Origin of the sequence: Vagococcus sp. AM17-17 (assembly GCF_003471765.1) — a bacterium.
In the GTDB taxonomy this organism is placed as follows: Bacteria; Bacillota; Bacilli; order Lactobacillales; family Vagococcaceae; genus Vagococcus; species Vagococcus teuberi.
Map to the genome: position 1 here is coordinate 13,883 of NZ_QRJY01000004.1, position 24,771 is coordinate 38,653.

A 24,771-nucleotide genomic window follows, 5' to 3' on the forward strand; every position below is an offset into this window, starting at 1 on the left:
TTCCTTTTAAATAATGATACCACGTATTATGAATTGATGGTAACTAGTAAGTCTAATAATTAGTAAAGGATTGCGTCTTTATTTGTTTTGTGCGATCCTGTGAGTATATAAATGATGTAAATGGGGAATGAAATAATGAAAAAGAATATAAATGTTGTTGGAGCAATTATTATAAAAGAGGGAAAAGTATTTTGCTGTCAAAGAGGGTTAGAAAAAAGTCTACCTGGAAAGTGGGAATTTCCAGGTGGGAAAATTGAATCCGAAGAGACTAAAGAACAAGCATTGGTACGAGAGATAAAAGAAGAACTATTAATTTCAGTTCAACTAGAAGAAAAGGAATTCGCAAGTGTTTCGTTTGATTATGATTTTGGTAGAGTGAATTTAAGTACGTTTATTTGTCATTTGGAATCTGGAGAGCCACAATTGACAGAGCATCTGCAATCTAAGTGGGTATCTTTCGATAAGTTAAACCAACTAGATTGGGCACCAGCTGATATACCAATTGTCGAAAAACTAATGGAGGTTGGTGTGGATGAGTGATTTATTACTAAATAAAGCGTTAAAAAAAGCATTTATTGATAAAAATGTTGAAAGCCAATACTTAAATCCTAAATTCATCATTAATGATACAGACAAAAAAGAATTCTTACTCTCGGTGTTACAGCAGGAATTATTATCTTGTCAGTCGTTTATTCTATCTGTTGCGTTTATCACGCAAGATGGATTAAATACTATTAAAACCCAATTATCAGATTTAGCTGATAAAGGTATTAAAGGAAGAATACTGACCTCAACATACTTAGGTTTTAATCATCCAGATGTCTTTCACTCATTACTAAATATTCCGAATGTTGAGGTTAGAATATCAAATAAATCTGGTTTCCATTCTAAAGGCTATTTATTTACACATCAGACACATCAAACGTTTATAATAGGTAGTTCTAATTTGACGGTGTCAGCTTTAAAACTGAATTATGAGTGGAACGTAAAGCTTACCTCTTATGATAATGGTGAGATGATTTCAACGATACATGACCATTTAGAAAAAGAATGGGAAAGTGCCACAATATTAAGTCGAGAATGGATTGCTGAGTTTTCGAAAACATATCAACCATTGCCTAAAAGAATGACTCGAAGTGAAGATATCATCACTGAAGAAGTAAGTGAATATATCGTCCCTAACAGAATGCAAAAAGAAGCCCTAAATAGGTTGAAAGAGCTAAGGCGTTCTGGAGAAAGAAAAGGGTTGGTTGTATCTGCAACAGGAACAGGAAAAACTTATCTAGCAGCTTTTGATGTTGCTTCTTATCAACCAAAACGATTTCTATTCATCGTTCACAGAGAGCAAATATTACATAAAGCAATAGAATCATTTAAAAAAGTTATGGGTGGACAAGATACTGACTATGGTGTTTTATCAGGACAGAAAAAAGATTTAGATGCGAAATATTTATTTTCGACAATTCAAACCATATCAAAGGATGGCTATCAAGAATTATTAGGTCCGGATGCGTTTGACTATATATTAATAGATGAAGTTCATAAGGCAGGAGCCTCATCTTATATTAAAACACTAAACTATTTTAAACCAAATTTTCTGTTAGGTATGACAGCGACACCTGAGAGAACTGATGGATTTAATATTTTTGAACTATTTGATTATAATATTGCTTATGAAATTCGTTTGAAAGATGCACTTGAAGAAAACTTATTGTGTCCATTTCACTATTTTGGTGTCACAGATTATGAAAGAGACGGTCAAGTTATCAGTGAGACAAGTGATTTAACCTATTTAACTTATTTTGAGAGAGTCGATTTTTTAATAGATAAGATTAATTATTACGGCTGTTCTGGTAATAATCCTAAAGGGTTAGTTTTTTGTAGTCGAAAAGATGAGGCAAAAGAGTTATCACGTCTATTCAATCAAAGAGGAATAGCGAGTAGCTACTTATCTGGTGAAAACTCAATTGAAGAAAGAGAACAGGTGATTGAAGAACTTGAATCGGGCAAGATTCATTATATTTTTACAGTCGATATTTTTAATGAGGGAATAGATATTCCAAAAATAAATCAAGTGATTATGCTTAGAAATACAGAATCTAATATTATTTTTATTCAACAATTAGGACGTGGCTTAAGAAAAGATGAGTCAAAAGAATTTGTAACGGTGATTGATTTTATTGGAAATTATCAAAATAACTACATGATTCCTATGGCGTTATCAGGAGATTCGTCACGTAACAAGAATAATTTAAGACGAGATACGATAGATGTTAATTATATGACAGGTCTTTCAGCGATTAACTTTGAGCGAGTTGCAAAAGAGAGAATATTTAAATCAATTGATGCGGCTAAATTAAACTCTTTTGCCGAGCTAAGGAAAAGTTATCAACGTTTAAAAAATAGGTTGAATAGAATACCAATGTTATATGATTTTGAAGAGATGGGTGAGTTAGATCCATTAGTAATTATTCAAAGAGAAAAAACATATGATCAATTTTTACTGAAAATGAAAGAAGATTGCCCATTACTTACTGAGCAAGAGCGATTAGCGCTTAAGTTTTTATCTGTTGAGTTATTATTCGGTGGACGACCACATGAGTTACTTGTGATAAAGAAAATGGTTATGGAAAACAAGACTTATTTATCGTCAGAAGATATTTACAAATTGTGGGATGAAGAATCGATTGATTATGATAAGGACATACTAGTATCTGTCTTATCAGTTTTGGATTTATCTTTTTATGAAGCAGGGTTACAAAGAAATTATCGCCCAGCACAGTTGTTTGACCAAAAGAACAACGGAATCGCGATGACTGATTTTTTCAACAGCTCACGTAAAAATACATTATTTATGAAGTATGTGATGGATGTTGTGACGACAGGTTTGAAAAAATTAGAAAAACAAGGTATGCCATCTACTTTATGTCTTTATTCTAAGTATCGTCGAAAAGATGTTTTACGAGTATTAAATATGGAGTTCAAACAAAATGAACAAGGAATTGGGGGCTACACATACAGTAATAACCAATTTGCTATTTTTGTTACTTTAGACAAAGGGAAAGATTTTAAAGCCTCTCTAATGGCTTATGAAGATGAATTTATCGATGAAGAAACGTTTCGTTGGTTTACTAAATCACCTAGAACTATTAAATCTCCTGAAGTCCAAATATTGAAAGACTTTAAAAATTGGACTATTCATTTATTTATCAAGCGAAAATATAATCAAAATGATAAAGAAACAGATTTCTACTATTTAGGAGAAATGGAGCCAATTATTGATACCATTGAACAAAAGGAAAAGCCAACATCTGATAATAAATTAAAGAATGTAGTTGAAATGGACTTTATACTTAAACATCGTGTAGAACCTGATATGTATGAATTTTTAACTGGAAAAATAGAATAACTTAAAAAGCCACTCAATAGTCGAGTAGCTTTTTGATTTTCTTATTTCTTCTTTTTCATATGACTCTCACATAATTTGGCAAGATGAGCTTTTTTGTCGATTTTATTTGGTGTTTGTTTTTCATGATATTTTGAGACAGCTTCTTTACCTTTTTTGTCTAATTGATATTTTCCCACAGTATTCACCTCTTTAATTAATTGACCTTTGCTTATATAATATACCTTAATACGAGTGTAAAACCAATGCAAATGTGAGGTGAACTAAATGGAAAAAAACAACAAACAGCTATTAAGCCAGTTTCAGTCATCATGGGCTAAGAATAAATACTGGGTAATGTCTCGGTCACAGCAAGCATACAATGACATTCGCTTGATGGCTAAAGGAAATCAGTGGACAGAAGAAAAGCAAAGAATTTACGAGCATATGATATCAGATTTAGAACAAGTATCCCCTACTGATAAAACACTACGAGTAGCATTCCAACATATTTGGGGTTATTTTAAAAAAATTGCAACACCTAAAGAAAAAGAAATTTATAACGAACTAATTGAAACGTCGCCATTAAAAAGTAGTGAGTTAGAATCTTTTTTAAAAGAATTAAGCAATCATTACCAACAACCATATTTGATAAAAATGCGATGGGGATTGTCAGTTTGCTCACCTAAGTAGAACCCGTTATGTTGGACAGATATTTTTAATGAGTGCTATCATTAACGTAGTATAAAAGTAAGGAGTGATAATATGACAGATTATAAATTACCAGATGTATGGACATGGGAAGATGAAAATAACAATAAAGGTGGGAACCGCCCAACAGCCGGCAGTCGTTTTGAACAAAAACTTCCTGTGGGGAGTGCACCATTTCAAGTCTATTCACTAGGAACTCCAAATGGTGTTAAAGTAACGATTCTGTTAGAAGAATTAAAAGAATTAGGAATAAAAGATGCAGAGTATGATTTATATAAAATTAATATAGGTGAAGGCGATCAATTTGGTTCAGATTTTGTTTCTATCAATCCAAATTCTAAAATTCCAGCAATGGTTGATCAAAGTCAAACCCCTAACATTGATGTGTTTGAATCAGGTTCAATCTTAGTTTACTTAGCTGAAAAGTTTGGTGAGTTTTTACCAAAAGATATTCAAGGTAAGACAGAAGTATTAAATTGGTTATTTTGGCAAGTTGGCTCTGGTCCATTTGTCGGTGGTGGATTTGGTCACTTTTTCCATTATGCACCAGAGAAATTGAAATACCCAATCGACAGATATACAATGGAAACTAAAAGACAACTTGATTTACTAGATAAAGTATTGGCAACTCGTGAATTTATTGCCGGAGACACATATAGTATTGCAGACATAGCTATTTGGTCTTGGTATGGTCAACTTGTGTTAGGTGATTTATATGAAGGATCCGCTAAATTTTTAGATATTCAAAGCTATAAACATTTGGTTGAATGGACTCATCGAATTGCACAACGACCTGGTGTGAAAAAAGGAATGGCAGCAGAATACAAGGCAATAGATTAACAAAAAGAAAAACTTCCAGCAATTAAGTTGGAAGTTTTTTTAGTAGTTATTTTGTAGAGAATTTGAATTTAGCAAAGACAGCAGTAGCACTACCAATAAGAAGTAACATTAATCCTGACAATGCAGTATTTGATTGACTTGTTTGAGGTAATTTTTTGTTGTCAGCATAATTATCACTTGTATCACAATCTTTTTTGATGTTTTCAACAAATTCTTTTTCGTTTTGTTTGTCTACTTTATTGCCAGTAGGATTGTTTTCAGATCCAAGAAGTTCAGTTGGGTTTTCAGGAGTGTCTTGTTGATTACTTGATTCATCAACAGTATCATTGTTAATGTGTTCTTGACCATTTTCTCCTGATTGAGCAACGTTAGTGAAAATTAAACGAATAAAAGCAGAGTAAGTACCATTTGGTGTTTCGAAGAATGGAACTTTATCATTAATTACTCTACCTAAGAAAGGTGAAGGACCGTATTCTCCAGGGGAATTTTCTCTAGTCACGTTCATCATGTACTTCAAAATATACTTCTGAATCATATTTTTCATCTTTCACTGTATGGTCTAAAGAAACCCAAGCAATATAAGTAGAATTTGATGCATCGTAATGATAACTTTTTAGTGTTAGTTCACCTAGTTTAAAACCTTGTAGTTCTGCCGGTTTAGCAACTGAAAAATGATAATCTCCAAATAAATCATCATAATGATTCGAATTATAATCAATCAATGTCACTTTCCCTAAATCAGGTTTCACATCATTTGTTTGTTCTGGAACAACTTTTTCTGTTTTAACATCTATCTTCTGAAACAGTTATGACAGCCGTTCCACCTACCAACAACATTGCTGAAAATAGTCCAATATAAACATTGTTTTTCAATTATAAAACCTGCAATAATACATTATTATAACAACACAAAAAATGAATAAAGTATAAAAAATGAAAAAATAACTGAAACAAGAAGGAATGAACAAAAACTAAACAAAAAAAGAGATTGATGTTTTTAATATCTTTTATTATTGTTTTTTTAGTCAAGAGTTAACGCAAATATTAAAAATGAATGGTTCACCAAGTATTCATCAGACATCAATACAAGATATAAAAAGAATCAAAAAGAGTCAAAAAAAAGATAATTTTAATTTTTCGAAAGCGAGTAGAGCTAACATTACTTCAGCTTTAAAAATTTATAGCAAAAAAAGACAGACCAAACGATGTATGGTCTGTCTTAGTTTCAACTATTAAAGTCCGGGAGCTTTATTAAGTGTAGCTTGTAGCATCCAAACTTTTTTCTCAAGGTCTGTTTTGAAAGAAATGAAAATATCTTGTGTTCCTAAATCGCCTTCTTTTTCACTTACTTCAATACCTTTTTCGTAAACACCAATTAAATAGTTGTATCCTGCAACTAGTGTTTTAAGTCTTTCTGGAATAGGTTTTTCATAAGTTCCTTTTTCATCTTTGATACCAGTGTTATCAATAAATTCTTGTAATGTAGAGTATGGAGAACCACCTAAAGTGATGAGACGCTCGGAAATTACATCTAATTGATCGTTGATTTCATCCATAAACTCATCCATTAAAGGATGCAAAGATAAAAATTCAGGACCTCTCATGTACCAATGTGTCTGGTGGATAACAACTGAAAACTGACTTAAATCTGCCACTAACTGATTCAATGTACGTTTTGTTTCTTCTAATGTCATAAATATCACCCTCCTAGAGCTTATTATACACCTAATCCGTATTAATTTCCAAAATTAAAGGTTAATCCAACAAATAAAAAACGAAATATAAAACTATTTATAGTTTTAAGTGTTTTATAAATAGTTTATTATGTATATGTTACTATTTAGTTAAAAAGTAGAAAAGTATATGTTGAATTTATTTGTATTAGTTTTTTTAGGAGCAATCATTAGTTTTATATTTTTTATTATTAATCCAAAATATAGAAGGAAAAAATATTTATTAGGGTCAGTTATTACGTTTCTTGTATCTTTTGTAGTCATTGGAGTGACTGCTCCCGATACCGGGGCATCAAATGAAAACGCTAAACCTAAGCAAGAAAAGTTAAAAGAAAAAAGTCATAAAGAAAAAGAAACTGAGGAAAAAGCTAGGGTAGAGCAAGAAGCGAAAGAGAAAGCCGAAGAAAAAGTTAGATTAGAGCAAGAAGCGAAAGAGAAAGCCGAAGCCGAGGAAAAAGCTAGATTAGAGCAAGAAACGAAAGAGAAAGCTGAAGCCGAGGAAAAAGCTAGATTAGAGCAAGAAGCGAAAGAGAAAGCTGAAGCCGAGGAAAAAGCTAGATTAGAGCAAGAAGCGAAAGAGAAAGCTGAAGCCGAGGAAAAAGCTAGATTAGAGCAAGAAGCGAAAGAGAAAGCTGAAGCCGAGGAAAAAGCTAGGGCAGAGCAAGAGGCTAAAGAAAGATCAGAAGCTGAAGAAAGAGTAAGGATTGCACAAGCCGAGGAACAGGAAAGACAAGTACAACAGAAAGTTAATACACAATCTAATGTATCAAATGGTATAACAGGTTATTGTAAAGATGGAACCCCAGCATCAGGTAATCCTAGTGCCAGAGGGAAAGCAAATAGTTGTTATGGACATGGTGGTTGGGTTAGATAAATGAAAAAGAAAGCAATATGGTTAGTTGGAATAATCCTAATCCTAGTGGTGATAGGGATGCTACTTATCCCTAAAAAATCAGATAATACAACCCACTTGATTCGAAAACAACCTGAAACGGTAATGGAATCACTTCTCACGAAAAAAACGGGTATCTATGTCTTTGGGTTTGATACATGTCCCTGGTGTCAGGAGTTGTATCCTGTTTTAGATGATGTTTTGAAAAATAAGAAACAAGAAGCTTGGCAAGTAGACACACATGGAAAAAATTTTACTGATAAAAACAAAGGTGATTTAAAGCAATATATCGTTGATAACACGTCATATGATGGAGTGGTTGTACCTATGATTATTTTTATTAGTGATGACGGATTTACGCAGTATCATGTGGGAACGTTGGATGATCACGATGCTACAAAAGAAACGATGAGTAAAAATCAACAACGATATTTAAAGGAATTGTTACAAGATATGCTAACGATTTATGAACAACATAATGATAAAAAATAAGGTATATTTTAATTAGATATAGAGAGTTTATAGTGTATAATTAATATCATAAATAAAAACAAAAAGGAGACAGAGATGACTAAACGATTAAGAAGTTTTATAGTATTAGGTTTAGCTTTGATCGTGATGACAGCATGTGGGAATAGTGATACGTTTGATCAATCAATGCAAAAAACCAAAGAAGCTATTATAGAGAAAAAATTTGAACAAGCTGAAGGGTTTGTTGAGATGGCTTTAGAAAGTAAACCAAAAGATGATGAAGCTAAAAATTATCAAACACAGCTAAAGCACTACAATAAAGCTTTAGAATACAAGGAAGCAAAAGATAAGGAAAAAGCACTATCTGAATTAGACTCAGTTATTAAAATTAAAAAAGGGTCAGATAAACTAGTTGAGTATGCTAAAAAAGAGAAAGAAAAATTAGAAGCAACAAAGACATCTGAATCAAAAGAAACAGATAAAACAGAAGAAAGTTCTAATAAGAAAGATGAAACTACAAATTCTTTATGGAATAATGCCAAAAAAGATAGTCTGCGAGGATTTATGTCGCAATTTAATAATAAATGGGGCAAAACTACAAAGAATATAACCAATCAAATAGTGTTGACTTATATGGTTTAAAGGTTCCTGGTGATATTTTCAACGGAACATGGACAATGGCAATCAACAATCAACCAGTACAAGTAGAGTGGTCAGAAACAGGTGAGGGCAGTGCACCTTATCAGCTAGTAGCTGTTTATTCAGATGCTGATACACAACCTTATTTACAAAAACATGTATACTTCTTTATCATAGAAAACGGTCAGCCAAAAGTATATGTAACACAACAAAATCAAGGTAACAATGAAAATTATTTACATTTTAGTGAAACACAAAACCCTGATATTAAGGCTGGGTTTAGTCAGATTGTAGGAGATAAACAAATTTCAAGTAACACAGATACATCTACTGGAATAACTAATTTTGATGATGCTAAGAATTATCTTTTGGATAATAAAGCTTCTTGGAATTATGCTACACAAGAAAAAAATGCATCAAATATTGAAGTGATTAGCGTGAATGAAAATAATAAAGAGCAGCATCAAGATGGGAATGGAAATTTTTACACATTAGTTATTCAAACAGATGATAATGATGGTAGTACTACTGGTGGAGGAAAACAATTTAGAGTGTATACAGATGGACGTATTTACCAACGAGCAGGAATGCATGACTTCAGTCAAGTATATCCGTAAAGAGAATTGTATTTTATTATAAAAGTATGTTATAATGTATGTAATATGAAAAATATTTATTAAGCGAAATTTGGAGTATTTTAAAGAAATTTATTCAAACTGGCGTAGCTATAGGGCTACAAGGATGCAATAGAGGTTCGGGATTGCGTCGTTTAAATGAGAAGTAAATCTAAATGTAGTAAATAGTATCTCACAACTTTACAAATTAAATATTGATTAGTTAGATAGCCTGTTTTTCCTATAAGGAAAACAGGCTATCGTTCATTTAATTTGTGTAACCTTGACTAAATAAAATAGATTCTGCTGTTTTATAATCTGTAGTACCAAACATATCAATAATTTGCTCATTTGATAAGTCATTTGAAGTTAATATAGATTCTTTATCATTAGTTTTTAAACTAGAATCAATACCTTCTTGATGACACATATAAGAAATTCTCTCAGTTCTATCTTGATAAAAAGAAAAGTTATTTTTATTATTATATTGAACAGTGTATATTAGCTTTACATTTTTAATTTTGTTTTTTTACAAAAAGTATTGTTTCTATTTGTCCGTCGATTTTTTTATTTGTTATGAAAAAACTATTTTTTTTACTCTATTTATAATAAAATTATTGTAATTAAAATAACTCTATTTTTTGCCAATCCATCTAGAGGCTATACATACTTTTAGTTATTTTATCATACCATACAAATATTATTATTTAAGTATAAAGTAAAGATAAAATGACCATAACCTATTAAATCTATATTAATTAATATATATATATAAATAGTGTGTAATAACATTGTTACTTATTTTTTACCATCAGCGTGCATCTGCCTACGCTGATTTTTTGTTGTATTTGATTGGTGATTTTAGCTTGCCAAACTTGTGTTGTTTTTCCGATATGATCAGGGATGGCTACAACCGTTAGCGTATCACCTTTGACGGCACTCTTAAGATGATTGACTTGAATATCAAGTCCCACAGCAACTTGCTTGGTTGTATCTATTGACTCATTTGCTCCAATACTTGTTGCTGTTTCAATCAAAACAGCATTCATCCCACCGTGCATTAAGCCAAAAGGTTGTAAGTGTTCCCCATCAACTACCATAGTTAAGATGACCTTTTCTTTTGAAACGTCTTCGATTTTAATGTCTAAATAATCTAAAGCATTCACTTATTATCAGTCCTTTGATTTAGTAGATAGATTATAACATTGCGAAGTATTTTATAAAAGTTTATTAGTAATAAGCATCAATTCTACTATTTCAGATAAGATTGTGTATAATTGGTGAGTAGAAAATTAAGGGGGAACTTTATAAAATGTATGATTGGAAAACAATTAAAGAATATGATGAAATTTTATTCACACAACATGGGAAAATAGCTAAAATTAGTATTAACCGTCCGCATGTACATAATGCCTTTACACCTAAAACAGTATTTGAATTAATAGATGCGTTTACGATTAGCCGTGATATGACAGATATTGGGGTGATTATTTTAACGGGAGAAGGTGAGTTAGCCTTTTGTTCTGGTGGTGATCAAAAAGTACGTGGACATGGTGGATATGTTGGAGAAGACCAAATCCCTCGTTTAAATGTTTTAGATTTACAACGATTAATTCGTGTCATACCAAAACCAGTTATTGCAATGGTTAAAGGTTGGTCGATTGGTGGTGGAAATGTGTTGCAATTAGTGTGTGATTTAACAATCGCTGCTGATAATGCCATGTTTGGTCAAACAGGACCTAACGTCGGAAGTTTTGATGGTGGTTATGGGTCAGGTTATTTAGCACGTGTGGTTGGTCATAAGAAAGCCAAAGAAGTTTGGTTTATGACAAAACAATACACAGCTGAAGAAGCTCTTGAAATGGGTTGGATTAACACAGTTGCACCTTTAGATAAAGTCGAAGAAGTGACGATGGAATGGGCTGAAGAATTACTAACTAAAAGTCCAATTGCGCTACGTATGATTAAAGCGGCAATGAATGCAGATACAGATGGCTTAGCTGGTATCCAGCAATTAGCAGGAGATGCGACCCTTTTATATTACACAATGGACGAAGCCAAAGAAGGCCGCGATTCGTTTAAGGAAAAACGTGATCCTGACTTTGATCAATTTCCAAAATTCCCATAAAAGAGTGAAGACAATGTTACCATGGTTAACAGCACAACTAGAAACACATCCAGAAAAAATTGGGTTATATACTATTAATCAGTATTGGACAATAGCAGAGATTGCCAGTGAAGTCGATGAAAGAGCCAAAAGAGTGATGGTGTTTTTATCACAAAATGATAAACGCGTCGCTATTTTGAGTCACAATTCAAGTGACATGTATTTTTTAATTTTAGCTTTGTGGTCATTAGGAAAAGAAATTGTCTTTTTAAATACACATCTAACCACTCAAGAATTGTCATATCAACTGGAAGATTCTGGGGTGAAAACGATATTTGTCGCAGATAATTTAAAAGAAAAAAATTTCAATCACGTTCAGTTGATTTCTTTTTCGGATATCCATTGTCAACCACTGCTTGATTCAATTAGTTATCCAACGTTTTCAGTCGATGCAACGGCTTCTATTATGTATACTTCAGGCACAACTGGTAAGCCTAAAGGTGTGATCCAAACGTTTCGTAATCATTTAGCAAGTAGCATGGGGACACAAAAAAATATGAACATCACGGCTCAAGATGTTTGGGGATGTGCTGTTCCAATGTTTCATATTAGTGGTTTATCCATTGTTGTTCGTCAGTTAGTGATAGGGTGTGGAGTGTATCTCTTTGAAAAATTTGATGCACCTCTTATGTCTCGTTTGTTTAAAACAGGAGACATAACCGTTTCATCAGTTGTTAATGTGATGCTCAAACAATTATTACCAGTCTATCCAAAGCAAGGCTATTCTGATAAGTTTAAATGTTTACTTGTTGGTGGCGGACCTGTTTCTAAAGAGATGCTACAAGATTGTTTTAGCAAAGACATTCCAGTGATTCAGTCCTTTGGTATGACTGAAACGTGTTCACAGGTAGTAGCATTAGGATATGATGATGCCCTTCAAAAAATAGGGTCATCTGGCTTACCATTAGATGGGATAAGTCTTGTCATTAGAAAAGATGATGAAACCTGTGAACCAATGGAAATTGGTGAAATACTATTATCTGGTCCCAATATTTCACCAGGTTATCTAAATAAATCGTCGTCATGGACAACAGATGGTTACTTTAAAACCGGTGATTTAGGTTATCTTGACGAGGACGGATACTTATATGTTGTCAGTCGTTTGAGTGAACTCATTATTTCAGGTGGGGAAAATATCTACCCGGCTGAAGTTGAACAATGCATAGCAAGTTTATTCGGTATAAAGGAAGTCGCTGTTGTAGGAGAGCATGACGATACGTGGGGTGAAGTTCCTGTAGCGTATATTGTGATGGACGACACGATAGATATAGAGAAGATAAGTGAAACTTGTCTTAACTCTTTAGCAAAATATAAATGCCCCAAAAAATATTATGTCGTTGATGCCTTACCACGTACAGCTAGTGGTAAAGTGGCAAAACGATTATTAGTAAATGAGTGAAAGAAGTGCCAGCCATTTTTATAAGTATGGTTGGCTTCTTTTCATTGTATTAAAGGAGTTTTAATTCATGTTTAATATATCAAATGATGTTAGAAAATTAGAGATAAAACAGCCAACGTTGGTTAGTTGGGTAGTCAATTTATCCGAAATTTCAGAGACTGTTGTGCATTATTTTTATCAAGCAAAAAAAGTATTTACCACTCGTTATTTTTGGCAAACACCAGATGCGTCGTTTTCTATTGTGGGCTTAGGCTCATGTAAAGAGTATGTGGCACAAGATTACAGTAATATGGCGATTAGTCGTGAAAAATTGTCGAAAAACACGATAACGAATGCTAAACATAGTGGAACTGGACCTGTTTTTTTAGGTGGATTTCCTTTTGATAAAACTGTTGATAGTCAAAAAACGTGGCAAGAGTTAGGCAATGGGTATCTTTTTATACCTAAAATCATGTTAACCCAAACAAATGATAATCGCTTTTTAACGTTCAATATGATTGTAGAATCAAATGATGACTTAAATACACAGTGGGAAAATATCGTGACATTGTGGGAGATTGTTTGTCAAAATAAACAATCTGATTCACCAACTCGTCAACAGCTAGAAGCTAATGAAATTCATGTTCCAGAGTGGTTAGCGACGGTTGAATTGGCGATGGATGAGATAACCTCTGATAGCGACATTAGAAAAATTGTTTTAGCACGCGAGTTGTATATAAAGGCAACAGAACCATTTTCAGTGAATGATGTTTTAAAAAATTGTCTAGAGCAACAAGAGAATACATATGTTTTTGTTTTAGAACATAACGAGAATGCTTTTGTAGGTGCCACACCAGAAAGATTGTTGTTACTACAAGAAAATACTATCTCGACAGCGTGTGTAGCAGGGTCTATACCACGTGGAAAAACAGTAGAAGAAGACAATCAACTTGGGAGTCAATTATTAAATGACATGAAAAATCAAGTGGAGCACCAAATCGTTGTAGATGCAATCGAGCGTGATATGAGCCAGATTACTGAAATTTTATCGGAAAAAGGTCAGCCATCATTATTAAAAAACCGCGACATACAACATTTATTTTACCCATTTAGTGGCGAAAAAAAAGCTGATATATCATTTTTTTCAGCTATCGAGCAGTTACATCCAACGCCAGCATTAGGTGGACAACCCAAAGAGTTGACAACAAAATGGATTAGAGAACATGAACCAATCAATCGTGGCTTGTACGGAGCCCCAATTGGTTGGAGTTCGGTGATACTTGAGGAAGGTGAATTTGCGGTAGGCATTCGTTCGGCACTTTTATCAGGAAAATCAGCAACGTTATATGCAGGCTGTGGGGTTGTAGCGGACTCTATTCCTCAAGAAGAATTAAAAGAAACACGTGTGAAATTTCAGCCAATGTTACGTGCGATAGGAGGAGAAGAAAATGTCACATCAAAGTAGTATGACAAACTATATCAATTCATTCATCCAAGGGTTGATTGATGGTGGAGTAACTCAAGCAGTGATTAGTCCAGGGTCTAGGTCTACGCCCGTGTCCATTTTATTGCACCAACGTTCAGAAATAAAAACCTATATCGATGTCGATGAACGTTCAGCGGGATTTTTTGCTTTGGGGTTGAGTAAAGCAAGTCAAAAACCAGTGGCTTTAGTGTGTACATCAGGAACAGCGGCGGCAAATTATTTACCTGCCGTGTCTGAGGCGAAGCAATCGAATGTACCGCTTGTTGTGGTGACAACAGATCGCCCACATGAATTAAGAGATAACGGTGCACCACAAACGATGAATCAACTTAATATGTATGGTTCACAAGTTAAACAGTTTGTTGAAATGGCGTTACCTGAAGGAACAGAAGAGATGTATCAATATGCTTACGTTCAAGGAGCAAAATTATCAAATCTGGCTTGTTCATTGCCACAAGGACCTGTTCATCTAAATTTACCGTTAAGAGAGCCACTATTACCTGATTTAGACTTAGCTGTTCCAAAAGTTAAGTCAGTTAATACAATGACTGGAAAAAGTTGTCTATCAAAAGCTGAGATTGAAACGATAAGCCAAAACTGGTCAGGGAAAAAAGGTATTTTTGTTGTAGGGCCATCATTTGATGAGGAAGCAGTGAGACAATTAGTTGACTTGGCAGAACAATTAGGTTGGGTTATTCTAGCTGATCCGTTAGCGAATATTCGAACTTTTGGCATAGATAGTCCAACAATTTCACCATACTATGATACGTATTTACGTTATGTTAAAGAAGATATGACGCCTGATATCATTGTGCGATTTGGAAAACTGCCTGTGTCAAAACCGTTAAATCAATGGCTCGCGACATTTACAGGTGATTATTATTTAGTAGAATCTGCAACAGAATGGTTAGATGCATCAAAAATGATGACAACATTAATCGTGTCAGATGAAGTCGACTTTTTATCCAATATGTTAGAAACTCAGTTAAAAAGGGCTGATGAAAGTTGGCTAGAATCATTTAATAAATTAGACCAAATCGTTGTAAACGGCATAAAAAGCCAAGATATAACATTGTTTAGTGACGGTAATATCACCCAAGTCGTTTATCAAACGATGCAAGAAAATGATCAGTTGTTTGTCTCAAATAGTATGCCTATTAGAGATTTAGATACATATCTTCCTGTCACGAAAGAAAGAGTTACTATTTATGGTAATCGTGGGGTAAATGGAATAGACGGGGTAACCTCAACTGCTTTAGGTGTAGCAGCAAATGATACAACACGTCACACACGATTATTGATTGGGGATTTATCTTGTTTTCATGACACGACAGGTTTGGCGATGGCGACAAAATATCAATTACCTATTACGATTATTGTAATCAACAACAATGGTGGTGGAATATTTTCAATGCTATCTCAAAAAGACTTACCGACATCTTTGTTTGATGATTTATTCGCTACCTCAACTAATGTTAATTTTGAAGCTATGGCTAACACGGTATTGCTAGATTATTCATCTGCTGAATCCTTAAATGAGTTAGAAAGCTTACTTAACGACCGTCCGAATTATCCAAGATTGATTGAAGTTCGTACTAATCGAGAAGAAAACGCAGAGTTAAGAAGAGCGTTCCAACAACAAGTACGTCAGACAATAGAACGTGATATGACATGCTAATAAGCGTCAGAGATTTAGACTATTATATCAATTATGTGACAGAGTTCGACTGTATGAAACCAACATTACTGTGTTTGCATGGGTTTACTGGAACATCACAAACGTTTCGTTTTTTACATGCTATCAAAACCCATAATGTTATCGCGATTGATTTGATAGGGCACGGAAAGACAAGTGTCTTTGTTCACCCTTATCGCTATACAAGTGAACAACAGGTAAAAGATTTGGAAGAGATACGTGAGTTTTTAAATCTAGATAAAATAGATCTGTTGGGTTACTCAATGGGAGGACGTCTTGCATTGGCTTACGCATTTGAATATCCGACACGAGTCAATTCACTGATTTTGGAAAGTTCTTCCCCAGGATTAGATGATACTGATTCAAGGGGGAATCGTCGCCAATCAGATAATCGTTTAGCTTGTTTATTACTAGATAAGGGGATTGGAAAATTTGTTGATTACTGGGAGACTATCCCTTTGTTTGATACACAAAAGACGTTGCCACAAACAGTTCGCGAGACTATCAGACAGGAACGACTGTCGCAACAAGCAATCGGACTTGCTATGAGCTTGCACTATTTTGGTACAGGGACTCAACCATCACTATGGGGGAAATTAGAAAAAGAGTATCCTTTTCATCCTTATTTTTTGGTTGGACAGAAAGACGTTAAGTTTGTATCCCTGGCTAAGCAAATGAATCAGATTATGACAGAATCAACGGTGATTGAGTTTGAAGATAGTGGTCATTGCATTCATGTTGAAAAACCAGCAGCGTTTTTAGCAACAGTGACACAACTTTTAGAGTGAGGGATAGGTTATGAATATAACAAAAATAGAGAGTTATCATGTGAGACTACCTTTAGTGGCACCATTTAAAACAAGTTATGGCTTTTTATCGCATAAAGCAATGGATATTCTTGTTGTGACAGATGAACTTGGTAACCAAGGATACGGGGAATTAGTAGCGTTTGAACAACCTGATTATACAGAAGAAACATTAGAAACAGCTCGGTTGATTCTAGCTAATCATTTAATTCCGTTGTTAGTTCAGTCACAGATTACTCATCCTGATGATGTCACACGATTATTTTCTGTAATACGTGGAAACTGGATGGCTAAATCTTCTTTAGAAACAGCAGTTTGGGATTTGTATGCAAAAAGGCATAAAAAAAGTTTGGCAGAACTATTTAATAGTCAGACTGACAAATTATCTGTTGGGGTGAGTATTGGCATTCAAAAAAGCGTACAGGATTTGATTGAAGTGGTATCACGTTATGTGGCTGAAGGATATACCCGGATAAAATTAAAAATAGCCCCCAATCAGGATGTGGATTTTGTAAAAGCCGTAAGATATCATTTTCCAGAGATGCTTTTAATGGTGGATGCAAATTCTGCTTATGATTTAGACAGTCTAACTATTTTTAAAGAACTAGACACGTATCAACTATCGATGATTGAGCAACCTTTTGGCTATTCAGATTTTTTAGAACATGCTGAACTTCAAAAGAATATTGAAACACCGATTTGTCTAGATGAAAATATTCGTAGTGTAGAAGACGTGATGTTAGGTCATCGTTTAGGTAGCTTGGGAGCTGTTAATCTAAAAATTTCGCGTGTAGGTGGTGTGACACAAGCACAAAAAATTGTTGAGTATTGTAAAAATAATGGCTTAGGACTATGGTGTGGTGGCATGTTTGAGTCAGGTGTTGGACGAGCACTTAACTTGGCTTTTGCTTCTCAAGAAGGGTTTGATTTTCCAGGTGATATTTCCGCTTCAACTCGATATTTTAAAGAAGATATCATTAATGAAACGTTTGAACTAGAAAATGGAAGGCTAAGTGTACCTAGGGAAACTGGGTTAGGTGTGACATTAAATAAAGAGATGTTAGAAAAATATGGTCACTATCATGTGATGTATGTCAAATAAATATTTTTGTATTTTATAAGCAGCCAAGGGTTGCTTTTTATTTTATATTTTTCATTTGTCAAATTAAGCTAGAAAAAATCTATGTTGTCTACAAATCTCAAAAATACTTCTAATGGTGTTTTATAGTTTAATGATTTTCTAGGAATATTATTTCTTTTAGATGTGATAGAATGGATAAACGAGTTCTCCACGTCATTGAAATCCATTTTCTTGGGCAATTTATCTTGACGTAGCAACGCATTAGACTGTTCGTTTAAACCTCTTTGGGATGGGGTTCCAGGCTCAGTAAAATAGATATCAACATCATTATAATTAATCAAAGACAGTTGTTTAAAAAGCGTCTGCCTTTTTATGGGATTAATCGTGATTAAGTTAAAATAGATAGTAAAAAAGCAATAAAAATTAACTATTATTATATTTTTAATTATATTTGTTCGTTTTACTGTTGAAAAAGTAAAAGAAAGTTGTTATGATATCGAGGTAATAAAAAACCATATAATTCTAGTAATACGGTCTAGAAGTTTCTACAAGTTACCCGTAAAGTAACTTACTTTGGCATATGAATCTTATTATTCTGCCATGATGTGTTTTTTTAAATCAATAGGAGGAATAGTAATGAAGGAAAAGATTGATCAGTATTTTGGTATCACCGCTTCAGGTTCTACTTTTAAACGAGAGTTTACAGGAGGGTTAACGGCATTTTTTGCGATGTCTTATGTTATTTTTGTTAATCCGATTATTTTAGGGCAAGCAGGGATGCCACAAGATGCCGTCTTTATGTCGACTATTTTGTCTTCAGCCATCGCCATGCTCATTATGGGGTTATGGGCAAAATTTCCACTAGGTCTTGCACCATGTATGTCAATGAATGCTTTTTTTGCTTATTCAGTTGTTTTGCAAATGGGAAAATCTTGGCAAGAAGCATTGGCATCCGTTTTAGTTGCCTCAGTGTTGTTTTTAATGCTTGCTTTTTCAGGTGCTCGCTCTAAAATAATTAAAGCTATACCAACGAATGTGAAACAAGCAGGAACAGTAGGTTTGGGGATTTTTATCGCTTTTGTTAGTTTTAAAAATTCAGGAATCATCGTACCAGATGAGGGAATGTTTATTACATTTGGCGGTTTTTCTAACCCTAATGTGATTATCGCATTCTTTGGTATCATCACAGCCGCATTTTTCTTAGTGAGAAAAAATCAATATGCCGTGTTTTTAGGAATGATTGGTGCTGCCGTATGTGGATTGTTTATTCGATTTGGTGCATCAATGAATTGGTTTAACCTTAGTGCGGATGTTATCGCGACATTACCACAATTACCAAAAGGCTCGCCAGTTGTCATTCCGACTGCGCCAATGAATGCCATGATGAACGATACATTTATGGTTGCGGTGAAAAATTTAGATAAGATGTTATCGTTAGATTCTATTGTTATTATTTTGACATTTTTATTTTTAGATTTCTTTGGAACAGCGACGACATTGTCTGCAGCTGCAACACAAGTATCCGATATTAAACAAGAAAGCTTTGAAGATAACAAACGTATTTACAGTGCCGATGCTTTGGGAACATTTTTTGGTTCAATCTTAGGAACATCAAGTTTATCAACTTATATTGAATCTGTATCAGGAATTATTGCTGGTGCTAGAACTGGTTTGATGAGTGTCATTGTGGCGGGATTATTTTTATTATCAGCCTTCTTTTATCCAGTGTTATCTCTTGTCACAACAGCTGTGACCACGCCAGCGATGGTGGTAATTGGTATTTTTATGATGCAAAACATCACAGGGATTGATTGGGATGGTGGATTTGAAGAAGTTATTCCAGCTTTTCTAACGATTGTCATGATGCCGTTAACCGGTTCAATTGCTTTAGGACTTGTATTAGGATTCTTATCTTATGAGTTATGCATGATGTTTGCCGGACGATTAAAAGAAATTCCAAATGTGATGCATTTTATCACAGTGATTTCTATACTCTATTTATTTACAATTTAACTAAAATCCACATGTCTAAAAGTGATGACATGTGGATTTTGTATCTTATACGGTTTGTTTGCGAAACATACTGTAATAAAAATAAGTCAACTTACAATCGACTTAAAGTTGTCGGTAAATCTCCTCCCCAAAAGAGATGTATTATCGTTTACTTTGTGGGGATATTCTACTTAAAACAATAAAACGTGTACTTTACCTTGATCCAGATATCTTAGTACTAAATTGGTTAGAAGGATTATGATGAATTAATTTACAAGGAAGTTTATTAGCAGCCTCGACTTATAAAGGTGTTACAAAAATCAGTTCAGGTATTAACAATATAAGACTTAATACAGTTCACGATTATTATAATTCTGGCGTGATTGTTGATAGATATCGACAAAGATTAAAAGATGACTAATATTAACAGTATAAATGATGCGAGAAAATACATGAGTTATTTGGCTAGAAGTCGCGGAAATCATGACCTATTTTGGGACATGACCAATACATCTATTTTAAGACTTTCTAGTCAGCTTATTTATTTTACTTGTTTTCCTTGATAATAGCTTGATGTAATAGGTGATTTTCTAGCAACAAATTCAGCTGATGACATTGCCGAAGTAAGTAAATAAGTAGCTTCATCACCAACACTAGGCCATATATGGTTTCCGTCTTTATCTAAAGTAGTCACGCCATCAGTCATTAATCCTAAAAGCTGAGTCAAATCACTTTGGTCTTTTACGTTAAATAATTCACCTAAACGCACCAATTTTTCTTGAAGTGAGCCATCACCATAAGGAGACCAACAGTCGTAAATATTATCACAACCTAGATGAACAGAGACACCGTAATCGATAAGCTCCATAATCGGAGGGATTGTATTTGGTGTAATAGGAACACTCGTTACAATATGGATACCCTGTTTAGCTAAATCGGAAAACACTTGTTTTCTTTCGTCACCAACAAAATCATTTAAGCCAAATGCATGACTGATAAACACTTTATCTTGCCATCCATGTTTTTTAGTTAAATGAATGATTTCTTTTATGGTTGTTGTTCCAGCTTCTTTTCTATCATGAACATGGATATCAATCCCCACATTATAAGTTGTCGCTAGTCGAAATGTTTCACGAAGAGATGCTTTATAGTCGCCATCTAGCGAGTAAGGATCCACACCGCCAACAAAATTAGCACCATTTTGTAAAGCTTTTTCCATTAATTGACTGCTTTTTGAACGTAATAATCCATGTTGTGGAAAAGCAACTAGTTCAATAGGTGTACACACATTTTTTCGCAGTGATGTCATGGCGTTTAGGTATCTAAGGCCCGTTGCTGGTTCGATATCTATATGAGACCTAAACGCAGTCACGCCATGGGAAACTTCTAAGTCATACAGTGCTTTAGCACGCACCTCGATGGGTTCATCTAGACTATCCAATATAGGAATTTCTGTTTCAAAACGTTCCACTAAACTTTTAACAGGAGTGATTGGAGTATATTGTGTTCCTAATTTACTTTTGTCTAAGTGGCAGTGTTTTTCTACGATACCTGGTAGTAGTAACTGTTCATTACAATCTATAAATTTTTCATCATTAGAAGAAAAATATTCTGTAGGAATAATGGTTGTAATCTTTCCATTGTGGATGTGGATGGCCACTAATTGTGTTTCAGTTGCTTTAATCCAATCATTTTCTCTGATAAATCCAGTTTCTATACGCACGTTTGTTAACCAATAAGTCATATTATCTCTCCTTTAATGATGTTGAAAATCACGATTTATTTAAGAGTACACTATTAATAAGAAAAAGACTAAATAAATGCACGTTAAAAAAAGACTCTAAATTGAGTCTTTCGTTGTTATTAATTAGTTTCATAATCTTTCCAAACTTTATTAGCATAAATACTGTTAAATAAAAGTGCAGCTTGTAGAGCAATTTGAGAAAGGTAAATCCCTAACGAGCCAATATCTGATTTTCCTGTCCATGAATTAAAGGCAAGTAGTGACCAGTATAATAGATTGGCGATATTGACAAAAATCCATAATGACCAGTTTTCTTTGTATTTGAAAATATAAAGAGTTTGTGCAATTAAAGATATGACAAGGTTTGCGCTATCAATATATGGTAGTTGCCCACCAAAATTCCCAATGACAATCCAACCAATGACCCAAGCAATCACACTTCCTAAAAATAGGAACTGTTTTGTTTTAGGTTTGAATTCATGCACAGCTCCATCATTGCCCCATAAAAACCAGCCAATTGGTTGTGAGATAACATAAATAATATTCATGACAAATGAGCCATAAGCATGACTCTGCCAAGCAATATACGTCATTGCAAGACATTGAATAATACCAAATAAGAACGTGATTTTTCGCCCTTTCATCCCATAAACCAGACAGATAACACCAGCAACTCCACTAATCATTCCGATAACTGAGTCTGGAGAAATCATAAAAACAATCAGTTGAAGAGATAATAAAACAGAAACGTATTTTACTTCAAATGGCTTCCAACCAACAAATAATTGATTATAAATCCATGAATATTTTGTATCAGTCATTTTAATTTCCCAACTCATTTAAAATCGTTAAAGCAAGTTTTATGGAATCCATTTCACCTTTTGCAACAGCATCTTCTTCATTTACTAAACTGTTGACACCTTCGCTTAAGTCGGCTTCGTAAAGAACTACATTATTTAAGATAGAAAGGGCACGAATACCCTTTAAGCTACCTAAAACATAAAGAGCGCTACTTTCCATATCGGCACCTAAAATACCAAAATGAGACCAATATTTTTCCGTTTCGGCATTATTTTCCATATAAAATCCATCATGCGAACGCGTAATACCATAATAACCATTTGGTAAAAATTTTTTTGCGCTAGATAGTAACTCATTGTTTGCAACAGCAGGAAAATCAATAGGAACATATTTTTTTGTCAATCCTTCATCGCGAACAACCCCTGTCGGAATAATTAATGCACCGAGTGGAATATTGTGTTGCATGGCTCCACAACTTCCTACCCGAATAATAGTATCAATCCCAATGTTAGCTAATTCTTCTACAACAATTGCTGTGGAAGGAGCACCGATGCCGGTAGCAATGACTAAAATAGAAGCGCCTTGGTAGTCACCTTTAATAGAAATGTAGCCACGATTATCACTAAGTTTCTCTACGTTTTCTAAACATGAAGCGACACGTTCGACCCGTTTTGGATCACCGACAATAATTGCTTTTGAAACTTGTTTCATTTTTTCTAGTTGGATATGTGCTTGTTTGGTCATAAGATTTCCTTTCTTAAAAATGTTTAGTAGTTATTTCTTTAGATAATATAATACACTAAAAAAATAAAAAGATATAATAAATTTTTAAAATAGTCCGAGACAAATAAATTGCACTAATAAAAAGACGGTGTTACTATAATAATATAATAAAACTTACAAAATGTAAGTATATATAAGGAGATAATCATTATGAAAAAATATGGAGTTATTGTAGGTTCAACAAGAAAAAATTCTTATTCGGAAGCGGTAGCAAAGGCAATAGTAAAAGGTTTACCAAATGGCGCAGAGGTAACATTCATCAACATCAGTGATTTACCTTTGTACAATCAAGATTTAGATGCCGACTCACCTGCTGAATACACACGTTTTAGAGAAGAAGTCGCTGCACAAGATGCCATTATTTTTGTCACACCAGAGCACAACAGAAGTATACCAGCTGCTTTAAAAAATGCATTAGATGTTGCTTCAAGACCATGGGGACAAAATGTATGGGCTAAAAAACCAGCACTTGTTGCTTCTCAATCTATTTCAGGTATTTCAGGTGTCTTAGCACATCATGTGTTAAGACAGTCATTAGTATTTTTAGATATGCCAACTATGCAACAACCTGAATTGTACATTGGTCATTCCGATCAGTTGTTTGATGAAAACTTAGAACCAACAAATGATGATACAAAACAATTTTTAGCAAATGCTGGAAAACAATTTAGTGAATTTGCAGCAAAATTTGCTTAGTTAAAGACAAAAAAACTATCACAGTAAATGACTGTGATAGTTTTTTTGTCTTTAAGGATGGTGTTATGTCATAAAAAATATATAGAAACCTCTAACATGATATTTATAAATCAATGCTAATGTCATGTATTACCATTCTGTTTATTTTACCCCTTGTATCGTATTCGATTGTAGATGAATAATCTATTACTATGGTATTCATAAAAAAATATTAGATAACCTTACCAAAGTGAGAGAGGTTATCTAATAGAGGAATATTTTAAATAGGTTTTCGTTCAAAAGCATCTGTACTGATTCCTTGATCTAATACAGTTTTAGCCCATTCTTTTGCAGAAAACAATGAATGATCTTTATAGTTTCCACAACTTTTAGCATCAGTTCCTTGGACATCTTCCCAAGAAATCTCTTCTACAATTTGAGTTAATGTTTCTTTTAACGCTTTTGCTACAACATCAGCTGGGTAGTTATCCCACACAATTAAGTGAAAACCAGTTCGGCAACCAAATGGTGAAATATCGATGATTCCATCTAATCGATCTCTTAATAAATCAGCTAATAAGTGCTCTAAAGTATGAATAGCACCTGTAGGCATTTCTCCTTTATTAGGCTGAACAAATCGTAAATCGTAATTTGTGATTGAATCTCCTTTTTTTCCATTTTCTGTTGTAATCACTCGAACATAAGGTGCGATAACTTTATTATGGTCTAATGTAAAACTTTCTACTTCTGCCATTTATATCATTCCTTTCAGTATTATAAAAAGTCATTTTTTAGATGATATCTCAAGGATAACCTTTTTTTAAGAAGTGTCAATAAGGTGTTGAAAAATCCGCTAAAATTCTATTTTTTAAAAACA

Annotated in this window: 26 protein-coding genes, 1 pseudogene and 1 riboswitch; of the genes and pseudogenes, 16 read left to right on the forward strand and 11 right to left on the reverse strand. The window is 33.8% G+C overall.

What is annotated here, in order from left to right:
• Window positions 1-135 precede the first annotated feature (135 nt).
• Together DW196_RS06850 and DW196_RS06855 are read left to right on the forward strand one after the other, a co-directional pair.
• Window positions 136-540: a (deoxy)nucleoside triphosphate pyrophosphohydrolase gene (locus tag DW196_RS06850; protein ID WP_118250733.1), complete on the forward strand. Its 405-nt coding sequence runs from the start codon at window positions 136-138 to the stop codon at window positions 538-540.
• Window positions 533-3,409, forward strand: coding sequence for a DEAD/DEAH box helicase (locus DW196_RS06855; RefSeq protein ID WP_118250734.1), 2,877 nt, complete (start codon window positions 533-535; stop codon window positions 3,407-3,409). The genes DW196_RS06850 and DW196_RS06855 overlap by 8 nt, the downstream gene beginning before the upstream one ends.
• Window positions 3,410-3,450: 41 nt before the next feature.
• Here DW196_RS06855 and DW196_RS11710 read toward each other — a convergent pair whose 3' ends face one another.
• Window positions 3,451-3,585 carry a hypothetical protein gene (locus tag DW196_RS11710; RefSeq protein WP_255415110.1) on the reverse strand — a complete coding sequence of 45 codons (135 nt, stop codon included), beginning with the start codon at window positions 3,583-3,585 and terminating at the stop codon, window positions 3,451-3,453.
• An 88-nt stretch (window positions 3,586-3,673) separates the two neighbouring features.
• Here DW196_RS11710 and DW196_RS06860 point away from each other — a divergent pair, with 88 nt between their 5' ends.
• Together DW196_RS06860 and yghU are read left to right on the forward strand one after the other, a co-directional pair.
• Window positions 3,674-4,078, forward strand: a complete 405-nt coding sequence (locus DW196_RS06860) for a DUF1722 domain-containing protein (RefSeq protein WP_118250735.1) — start codon at window positions 3,674-3,676, stop codon at window positions 4,076-4,078.
• A gap of 72 nt (window positions 4,079-4,150) precedes the next feature.
• A complete protein-coding gene (gene yghU / locus DW196_RS06865) occupies window positions 4,151-4,936 on the forward strand; it encodes a glutathione-dependent disulfide-bond oxidoreductase (RefSeq protein ID WP_118250736.1) in 786 nt (261 codons plus the stop codon).
• Between the two features lie 46 nt (window positions 4,937-4,982).
• Here the strand turns inward: yghU and DW196_RS06870 are convergent, their stop codons facing one another.
• The 3 genes from DW196_RS06870 to DW196_RS06880 all read right to left on the reverse strand — a co-directional run bounded on the left by DW196_RS06870 (window position 4,983) and on the right by DW196_RS06880 (window position 6,630).
• Window positions 4,983-5,471: an LPXTG cell wall anchor domain-containing protein gene (locus tag DW196_RS06870; RefSeq protein WP_158563540.1), complete on the reverse strand. Its 489-nt coding sequence runs from the start codon at window positions 5,469-5,471 to the stop codon at window positions 4,983-4,985.
• Window positions 5,428-5,658: a hypothetical protein gene (locus tag DW196_RS06875; protein ID WP_147408675.1), complete on the reverse strand. Its 231-nt coding sequence runs from the start codon at window positions 5,656-5,658 to the stop codon at window positions 5,428-5,430. The genes DW196_RS06870 and DW196_RS06875 overlap by 44 nt, the downstream gene beginning before the upstream one ends.
• 510 nt (window positions 5,659-6,168) lie before the next feature.
• A complete protein-coding gene (locus DW196_RS06880) occupies window positions 6,169-6,630 on the reverse strand; it encodes a DNA starvation/stationary phase protection protein (RefSeq protein ID WP_118250739.1) in 462 nt (153 codons plus the stop codon).
• A gap of 169 nt (window positions 6,631-6,799) precedes the next feature.
• Between DW196_RS06880 and DW196_RS06885 the strand changes: the two genes are divergently transcribed.
• From DW196_RS06885 to DW196_RS06895, 4 genes are all read left to right on the forward strand, one after another.
• Window positions 6,800-7,543 (forward strand): hypothetical protein, encoded by a 744-nt coding sequence (locus DW196_RS06885; RefSeq protein WP_118250740.1) that lies wholly within the window; start codon window positions 6,800-6,802, stop codon window positions 7,541-7,543.
• On the forward strand, window positions 7,544-8,053 hold the full coding sequence (locus tag DW196_RS06890; protein WP_118250741.1) for a hypothetical protein: 510 nt from the start codon (window positions 7,544-7,546) through the stop codon (window positions 8,051-8,053).
• A 75-nt stretch (window positions 8,054-8,128) separates the two neighbouring features.
• On the forward strand, window positions 8,129-8,674 hold the full coding sequence (locus DW196_RS11260; RefSeq protein ID WP_147408676.1) for a hypothetical protein: 546 nt from the start codon (window positions 8,129-8,131) through the stop codon (window positions 8,672-8,674).
• Window positions 8,617-9,288, forward strand: coding sequence for a DUF4767 domain-containing protein (locus DW196_RS06895; protein ID WP_118250742.1), 672 nt, complete (start codon window positions 8,617-8,619; stop codon window positions 9,286-9,288). The genes DW196_RS11260 and DW196_RS06895 overlap by 58 nt, the downstream gene beginning before the upstream one ends.
• 265 nt (window positions 9,289-9,553) lie before the next feature.
• Here DW196_RS06895 and DW196_RS11370 read toward each other — a convergent pair whose 3' ends face one another.
• Both DW196_RS11370 and DW196_RS06900 read right to left on the reverse strand, forming a co-directional pair.
• Complete coding sequence (locus DW196_RS11370; RefSeq protein WP_158563541.1) at window positions 9,554-9,715, reverse strand: hypothetical protein; 162 nt, start codon at window positions 9,713-9,715, stop codon at window positions 9,554-9,556.
• Between the two features lie 364 nt (window positions 9,716-10,079).
• On the reverse strand, window positions 10,080-10,451 hold the full coding sequence (locus DW196_RS06900) for a PaaI family thioesterase (protein WP_118250743.1): 372 nt from the start codon (window positions 10,449-10,451) through the stop codon (window positions 10,080-10,082).
• A gap of 146 nt (window positions 10,452-10,597) precedes the next feature.
• Here DW196_RS06900 and menB point away from each other — a divergent pair, with 146 nt between their 5' ends.
• The 6 genes from menB to menC all read left to right on the forward strand — a co-directional run bounded on the left by menB (window position 10,598) and on the right by menC (window position 17,920).
• On the forward strand, window positions 10,598-11,413 hold the full coding sequence (gene menB, locus DW196_RS06905; protein ID WP_071456257.1) for a 1,4-dihydroxy-2-naphthoyl-CoA synthase: 816 nt from the start codon (window positions 10,598-10,600) through the stop codon (window positions 11,411-11,413).
• Between the two features lie 13 nt (window positions 11,414-11,426).
• Entirely contained in the window at window positions 11,427-12,851 is a 1,425-nt protein-coding gene (locus DW196_RS06910) for an o-succinylbenzoate--CoA ligase (protein ID WP_158563542.1), read from the forward strand.
• Between the two features lie 67 nt (window positions 12,852-12,918).
• The gene (locus DW196_RS06915) at window positions 12,919-14,295 is read left to right on the forward strand and encodes an isochorismate synthase MenF (protein ID WP_118250745.1); all 1,377 of its coding nucleotides are present in this window, start codon (window positions 12,919-12,921) and stop codon (window positions 14,293-14,295) included.
• A complete protein-coding gene (gene menD / locus DW196_RS06920; RefSeq protein ID WP_118250746.1) occupies window positions 14,279-15,994 on the forward strand; it encodes a 2-succinyl-5-enolpyruvyl-6-hydroxy-3-cyclohexene-1-carboxylic-acid synthase in 1,716 nt (571 codons plus the stop codon). The genes DW196_RS06915 and menD overlap by 17 nt, the downstream gene beginning before the upstream one ends.
• Window positions 15,995-16,047: 53 nt before the next feature.
• Entirely contained in the window at window positions 16,048-16,800 is a 753-nt protein-coding gene (gene menH, locus DW196_RS06925; protein ID WP_158563543.1) for a 2-succinyl-6-hydroxy-2,4-cyclohexadiene-1-carboxylate synthase, read from the forward strand.
• Between the two features lie 10 nt (window positions 16,801-16,810).
• Window positions 16,811-17,920: an o-succinylbenzoate synthase gene (gene menC / locus DW196_RS06930; RefSeq protein WP_118250748.1), complete on the forward strand. Its 1,110-nt coding sequence runs from the start codon at window positions 16,811-16,813 to the stop codon at window positions 17,918-17,920.
• Window positions 17,921-17,988: 68 nt separating this feature from the next.
• Here the strand turns inward: menC and DW196_RS06935 are convergent.
• Window positions 17,989-18,243 (reverse strand): annotated as a pseudogene (locus DW196_RS06935) (transposase); the annotation flags it as partial.
• 148 nt (window positions 18,244-18,391) lie between these two features.
• Window positions 18,392-18,493, forward strand: a riboswitch (purine riboswitch).
• Window positions 18,494-18,535: 42 nt separating this feature from the next.
• Between DW196_RS06935 and DW196_RS06940 the strand changes: the two are divergent.
• Window positions 18,536-19,912, forward strand: coding sequence for an NCS2 family permease (locus tag DW196_RS06940; RefSeq protein WP_118250749.1), 1,377 nt, complete (start codon window positions 18,536-18,538; stop codon window positions 19,910-19,912).
• Between the two features lie 520 nt (window positions 19,913-20,432).
• On the opposite strand, the gene DW196_RS06945 is transcribed toward DW196_RS06940, so the two are convergent.
• From DW196_RS06945 to DW196_RS06955, 3 genes are all read right to left on the reverse strand, one after another.
• Window positions 20,433-21,635, reverse strand: a complete 1,203-nt coding sequence (locus DW196_RS06945) for an amidohydrolase family protein (RefSeq protein ID WP_118250750.1) — start codon at window positions 21,633-21,635, stop codon at window positions 20,433-20,435.
• A 119-nt stretch (window positions 21,636-21,754) separates the two neighbouring features.
• Complete coding sequence (pnuC, locus tag DW196_RS06950; RefSeq protein ID WP_118250751.1) at window positions 21,755-22,456, reverse strand: nicotinamide riboside transporter PnuC; 702 nt, start codon at window positions 22,454-22,456, stop codon at window positions 21,755-21,757.
• Window position 22,457: 1 nt separating this feature from the next.
• The gene (locus DW196_RS06955; RefSeq protein ID WP_118250752.1) at window positions 22,458-23,180 is read right to left on the reverse strand and encodes a nucleoside phosphorylase; all 723 of its coding nucleotides are present in this window, start codon (window positions 23,178-23,180) and stop codon (window positions 22,458-22,460) included.
• Window positions 23,181-23,369: 189 nt separating this feature from the next.
• On the opposite strand from DW196_RS06955, the gene DW196_RS06960 reads away from it, so the two are divergent.
• Window positions 23,370-23,915, forward strand: a complete 546-nt coding sequence (locus tag DW196_RS06960; protein ID WP_118250753.1) for an NADPH-dependent FMN reductase — start codon at window positions 23,370-23,372, stop codon at window positions 23,913-23,915.
• Window positions 23,916-24,174: 259 nt separating this feature from the next.
• Here the strand turns inward: DW196_RS06960 and DW196_RS06965 are convergent, their stop codons facing one another.
• Window positions 24,175-24,648, reverse strand: coding sequence for an S-ribosylhomocysteine lyase (locus tag DW196_RS06965; RefSeq protein ID WP_071456268.1), 474 nt, complete (start codon window positions 24,646-24,648; stop codon window positions 24,175-24,177).
• Window positions 24,649-24,771: the final 123 nt, after the last annotated feature.